Annotated in this window: 6 protein-coding genes; 2 read left to right on the forward strand and 4 right to left on the reverse strand. The window is 69.9% G+C overall.

The window, feature by feature from the left end:
* A partial coding sequence (locus tag ACFU7Y_RS38625; protein ID WP_380771151.1) for a hypothetical protein occupies positions 1-662 on the reverse strand: 662 nt, incomplete at its 3' end.
* 207 nt (positions 663-869) lie between these two features.
* Between ACFU7Y_RS38625 and ACFU7Y_RS38630 the strand changes: the two genes are divergently transcribed.
* Positions 870-1049, forward strand: a complete 180-nt coding sequence (locus ACFU7Y_RS38630) for a hypothetical protein (protein ID WP_380771152.1) — start codon at positions 870-872, stop codon at positions 1047-1049.
* A gap of 68 nt (positions 1050-1117) precedes the next feature.
* Here the strand turns inward: ACFU7Y_RS38630 and ACFU7Y_RS38635 are convergent, their stop codons facing one another.
* Both ACFU7Y_RS38635 and ACFU7Y_RS38640 read right to left on the reverse strand, forming a co-directional pair.
* Positions 1118-1480 (reverse strand): hypothetical protein, encoded by a 363-nt coding sequence (locus ACFU7Y_RS38635; RefSeq protein ID WP_380771153.1) that lies wholly within the window; start codon positions 1478-1480, stop codon positions 1118-1120.
* 566 nt (positions 1481-2046) lie between these two features.
* Complete coding sequence (locus tag ACFU7Y_RS38640) at positions 2047-2217, reverse strand: hypothetical protein (RefSeq protein WP_380771154.1); 171 nt, start codon at positions 2215-2217, stop codon at positions 2047-2049.
* Between the two features lie 865 nt (positions 2218-3082).
* Between ACFU7Y_RS38640 and ACFU7Y_RS38645 the strand changes: the two genes are divergently transcribed.
* Positions 3083-5062: a tetratricopeptide repeat protein gene (locus tag ACFU7Y_RS38645; protein ID WP_380771155.1), complete on the forward strand. Its 1980-nt coding sequence runs from the start codon at positions 3083-3085 to the stop codon at positions 5060-5062.
* A 249-nt stretch (positions 5063-5311) separates the two neighbouring features.
* Here ACFU7Y_RS38645 and ACFU7Y_RS38650 read toward each other — a convergent pair whose 3' ends face one another.
* Complete coding sequence (locus tag ACFU7Y_RS38650) at positions 5312-5548, reverse strand: hypothetical protein (RefSeq protein WP_380771156.1); 237 nt, start codon at positions 5546-5548, stop codon at positions 5312-5314.
* Positions 5549-5794 lie beyond the last annotated feature (246 nt).

Below are 5794 nucleotides of genomic sequence, written 5' to 3' on the forward strand. Positions count from 1 at the left end.
GGGTCGTCCTCGCGAGCGAGGAGGGCGTGCAGGGCGGCCGGGGCGTGTCCGGGTGGGGGCAGCGCGGCTGCCAGGGCGTAGGCGGCGGCCTGGCGAACGGCCGCTTCGCGGTCCTCCAGCAGGAAGCACAGCAGATCCGCGTCCGCCGCCACGGCATTCCGGGCCGCCTCGATCGACCAGGTCTCCAGGTAGCCGCTCGGACCGAACCGGATGGAACCGGCGAGTTCGCCCGCGCGCAGGAGACCGGTACGTGAGCCGTCTCCGAAGTGCTGCCGACGCGCGACCGCGCCGACCAGGAGCAGGAGGCCGGCGCGGTGGCGGGGGTAGGCAAGCGCGATGCGGATCAGGAAAGGGACAGCCAGAGCTCCGGGGGCGGAAGTGCCGCCTTGATGGCAGACCCGGTTCCACAGCGTGCCGAGGGCCCGGTCGGAGGCCTCATCGTCACCGAGGCGGATCTCCTCCAGCAGGGCAGGGACGTCGCTTCCGGAGCCGTAGGAGTGGTGAAAACGTGCCCAGGGCACGGCGTCGTAGCGCAGATCGTCCTTGACCTCCGAGGACATGTCGGTCACCACAGCCCGCACGTCCTTCGGCGTGCCCGCGTGGAGGTCCTGCCCGCCCTCGTTCCACACCGCCGGCACGCCGGCACCGCCCTGCCATTCCACAAGATCCTCTTTCTGCCCGTACCCACCCGAGGCCCAGGGCCACAGGACACCGCCCCATGCCGGTGCAAGCCCGTCCTACCGCGGGCCACCGACAGCCCGAATATCGCGTACTCGGAATGACGCTCCCCGCCAGCCGGTGCAGACACCTGGACCACGGACAAGCGCCGCGCGTTCGCCAACGACCTCACCCACAGCCAGCTGGTCGCGGTGGTCGCCGCCTCGAACCGGGCGAAGGCGGACAAGGGGCCGGACGCCTGGCGGCCGCCGCTGCGGTCGTACTGGTGCACCTACTCCCGCGCCTGGACCGACATCAAGCACATCTACGGCCTCAGCACTACCATTGCCGAGAAGGCCGCCCTCGTCGAGATGCTCAACACCTGCGCGTAGCGGCGACGGCCAGCCTGTCGAGTCTTCGGGCGGGCCGACCGGTGGTTGCCCGGGTCGTGGTTCCGGTTTCAGCCGTCGAAGCGGAACCAGCGGAAGCCGTAGTCGAGAAGTGCCGTCAGGGTTCCGCGGTGGAGCGCGGCGAAGCTGATTCCCGCAGTAGTCCCGTCGGTGCTGACCGCCGTGATCAGGCCGGGGGCGACGAAGAACCTCGCGGCGTCGTGGGCCGGCAGGAACGGGCTCAGCGGCACCGGCCGGAGCGTGCTCAGCAGCGGCTCCAGGATCGCGGCCGGCAGGCCGTAGGTCTGGGCGTGGTACGGGGCGGCGATCATGGCCTCGAAGAGGGTGAACTTCAGGAGGAAGCGGCTGAGCGGTTCCTGCTCGACGGTCGTCTCCCGGTTGGCCGCGCTCTGGGGGTCTTCGGTCTCCCACACGACGGGATCGGATAAAGGCTGGCGCCGAGGCTGATCAGCTGCTCGCCCGCGCCGGTGGCGACGGCCGTGGTGAACGCGGGGCCGGCCAGGCGCCTGATCCTGCGCCAGATTCGGCCGCCCTGCTCGGGGTCGCCGCCGTCGCGTTCGAGGGCTTCGACATCGGCCGCGTAGTCCGCGGCGTCGATCGGGTCGAGGCCGAGCTGCGGGGCTATGTCGCGCAGGCCCTACACGAGGCTGGCAAGAGCCCGGGTGTCAATGCCGTCGCCCGCGTTGATCGTACAAATCCGGGTGATCACGAGCATCGGTGACGTTCGGTAGTTGTGCCGCGTTGGCTGGCGAGCCCACCACCGGCGCCGAGTAGACCCAGTCTGCACCGGTAAGGGCTGCCTTCGCACGCACCGAACAGGAGTCACCGGACCATGTTGGACCCCGGTCTCCTGGCTACCTTCACCAATAACCGTATCGACACCGTTTGAGCATTGATCACGTCACAGTGCCGTATGTGCCAACGTCCCAAGATGGATTGGCAATCCGCGGTCTCGTCGACAGTGGCTACTCGCAGTAGCTCATCGGCGGCCGCGGATGGCCCGAATGACCTCGGCGGCTGCGGTCAGGATCGCGGCGCGGGTCCTCCCCTCGGTACCACTGACGGCGAATCGCACCACGAGAACGGCAGCGACGGCAATGATGAGTGTGACCGCAACCGTGGCGATCAAAGCGCCCAGTACCGGATCCATCGAGTGTCCTCCTCCACTGCCACGGCCATCGCGGCACGCCGACAGGAAACGGCTCGGGCGTCGCTGGACGACAGCGTTGCCGGAGACGTCGGAGAAGTCCGGCGTTGCCGCAGGTCACGAACGGTGGCGAGGGTCCGGGCGTCGGAGACGTCGGACATGGACAGAGACGAGAGAGTAAGGAAGCGTGACCCAAAACATCACCCACCCGGGCAGGGCAGCGCTGGCCGCAGCTCTTCGGCAGGCCGAGGCCCACGCTGGCGTCATTCCACGCTCCGGTGAACGCTCGCGGGCCAGGGTGATCGCTCAGGCCAACGTTCTGTGCCGCGCGCAGCAGCTGCCGGAACTCGTGGACAAGACAGTCAGCGGCTGGATTCGCGAGGGCATCCCAGCAGCCGACGTAGATCAGCTACTGGCATTCGTACAGGTCCTGCGAGAGTGGGCGGATCGGCGTGCGAGGGGTCCGAGGCCCCCCTCCACACGAGGGGCGGTCCGCGCGGACAAGGATTTGTGGCGGCATCGGTGGCAGCAGGCCCAGGCCGCTGCCCCGCACAGGGGTGACGTCCCTGCTCGGTCCGAACCACCCCGCCCCGGTCAGCCGGCCAGTCGCTTTCATCCCATCAAGGACCTGGAGGTCCACCCGGCCATCGACTCCCCCGGCACGAGTCATGCCGAACCCCTACCGTCCTTCCTGCGGCGTCCCCACGACGACCGGTTGCGCGCGGAGATCGAGTCGGGACAGCGGGAGAGCCGGATGGTGGTCCTGGTCGCGGACTCCTCTGCAGGAAAGACACGCTCCCTGTGGGAAGCCGTTCGGCAGCTTCCGGAGCCCTGGCATGTCTGGCGCCCCGCAGGTCCCACGGAGCTGATGCGCACCCTGGACGGCGAACGCCCCTTGGCGCACACCGTGCTGTGGCTCAACGAATCCCAGCGCTTCCTCGCCCTACCTGGTGGCGGGGCAGTCGCCGAGGCGGTCACGGCCCTGCTCCTCGATCCCGGTCGTGGTCCCGTCCTCGTGCTCGGCACGCTGTGGCGTGACACGTTCGCCACCCTCACAGCGGAGAAGGACGACTCGGTCCGTTCGCCGACGGCGGCGTTGCTCAACTCGGCGGCTGTCATCGGCGTCCCCGAGTCCTTCGACCCGGCCGCCCTGACGGCCCTGCGTCTCCTCGCTCATCAAGACCCCCGCCTGGTCGAAGCGATCGAGCAGGGGGGCGCGCGCATCACCCAGTACCTCGCCGGCTCCCAGGAACTGGTTCATCGCTACGAAACGGCACCGCACGAAGCCCGAGCCCTGATGAATGCCGCAGCCGACGCGCGCCGCCTGGGGCATCCCGAGGCCCTGCCGGAACACTTCCTGCGTGCGGCAGGTGCCGCCTACTTGGACCTGAGCCACTGGCTGCAACAGACCGACGAGTGGCGCAGCACCTGGTTCGAACGTGCTGTCCAGTACACGTCCCGCGCCTGCCGGGGCGTCCCCGGGCCGTTGGTCCGGGAAGTACCGCCGCCGGGCCGGCCGTCGAGCCCGAACCGGCACTACCTGCTGGCCGACTACCTGCTCTCGTACACCCAGAGGTCCGGCGTCCGGCGCCTGTCCTTTCCGCCCCAAGGGTTCTGGGACGCCGCCGAGACCCACCTGAGCGACAACGGCGCCGTACTCGCGCTGGCCCGGGCCGCGGACACCCGCTTCCGGTACCGCATCGCCGAGCAGCTGGCCCACAAGGCCGCCGAGACCGGTGACACCGGGGTGCTGGCGGCCTTGGCCGAATCACGGGCGAACATGGGACGTCCGGGAGCGGACCGACTGGCCCGTGCCGCGGAAGACCGAGGGGACCCCTCGGTCGCTGCCGAGCTGGCCGAGCGGGATGCCGGCTCGGACCAGTGGGACGCGGAGCAGCGCTTGAGCGACACGATCCTCTCTGGCGTCCTGGCCATGGGGGACTTGGCCGAGCAGCAAGTGAGAGCCGGAAGGTGGGAAGACGCCGAACAGCTGGGCCTCGCGTTGGCGACGGTCGGTGAGATCGGTGTGCTGAGGATCGTCGCCGAGTCGATGGCCGATGCGGGTCGTTGGCAGGAGGCCGAGCGGCTGGCCCATGCCTCCAGGGACCCGTACTTCCTGAGCCGGCTTGCCGGTCGACGCGCGGAGGAAGGGCACTGGGAGGACGCGGAACGTCTCGCCCGTGCCGCCGACCAGGGCGGGCGGACCGATGCCTTCGCGATCCTCGCGGCCATGCGCGCCGAGGATGAACGGTGGGACGAAGCCGAACGCCTGGCCCACGAGGCGGCGGCCGCGGGCAACACGCGCGCCCTGTCGGCCCTTTCCCGTTGCGCAGCCGATGAGGGGAAGTGGACATACGCGGAAGCTCTCGCCCACAAGGCCGCCGATCCCTTTGCGCTCGCAGCACTGTCCTGGCGAAGGGCTGGCGAAGGATCGTGGGAGGAAGCGGAACGCCTGGCCGGCGTCGCTGCCGAGGCCGGCACCCAGTCGGCCTTCGATTCCCTGGCCAAGATGCGTGCCAGGGCAGGGGAGTGGGAGGAGGCGGAGCGCCTGGCTCACGCGGCGGGCGGTGGGAAAGCGCTGGTGTACATCGTCCGACGGCTTGCAGGGCTGGGTCAGTGGCAGCATGCACAGCGCCTTGCCCATGCCGCCGTCGACGCTGGCACTGCTGAGGGGCTGGCGTGGCTGGCCGTGCTGTCCGCCAACGCCGGGCGAACGGAGGAGGCCGATCGGCTGTGGCTTCTGACAGTGAACGCCGGGCTACCCTGGACGATTTACGACTTCATGAAGGTGTGCCCGGTCAGACCTGACGGACTGGACGCCGAGGGCCGACCGGTCGAGAATCCGTAGGACCCGTGCCCCCGCACCATCCGAGGCCCAGCCGCCCCGGCACTGATGACGCTCTTTGAGTTTCCCCACCCCGTGCTCTGGGGCGGGCCAGATCTGCTCACCGTTCCCCACTTGCGGCGGGAACGGCGGGCGGCGGTGGCGAGGTCGGCCAGGCCGGCCCGGGAGCGGGCCTCGGCGCCGGCCTGCCCTCCCATCCGGACCTGAGCCGAGGGCCCTCAACCCGGCCGGCTGCCGGGAGCGGTGATCAGATCACCCGCCGCTGTTACACGAAGTGGTGAAGCCGACGGTCGACGGCTGGCCAGGGAGACCGAGGACGCCGGTGAGGCCGCCCTGTGGATGGAAGACGGAGCAGGAACCGGAGGGGAGCGGGACGTCGACATCCTGGGTGTAATTGACGTCGAGGTCGTCGGCGACAGCACCGCCGGCGGTGGTGAGGGCGCCGGCCACGGCCAGAGCGGCGGTCGCGAAGGCAGTTCGAATGCGCATGTCTCTCCCCGGGTGGTAACGGAACGTCGCCATACGAGCACACACCTCGGTACGGCCACCGGCAACTCCATCCCCCCGATCGAGGCGGCGGCGGCACATGCGCCACCCGGAGTATGTCTTGTCCGGCGGCAGGAGACGCGGACCCCATGCCTCACTTATCCCCCACCCCGGCCGCCGACCCGGCGCGCGACGCGCCCCCACTGCGACGGGTTCCCTCACCCGGGCACCTGACCCGCCGTCCACCCG

It is taken from the genome of Kitasatospora sp. NPDC057542 (genome assembly GCF_042801945.1).
In the GTDB taxonomy this organism is placed as follows: domain Bacteria; phylum Actinomycetota; class Actinomycetes; order Streptomycetales; family Streptomycetaceae; genus Kitasatospora.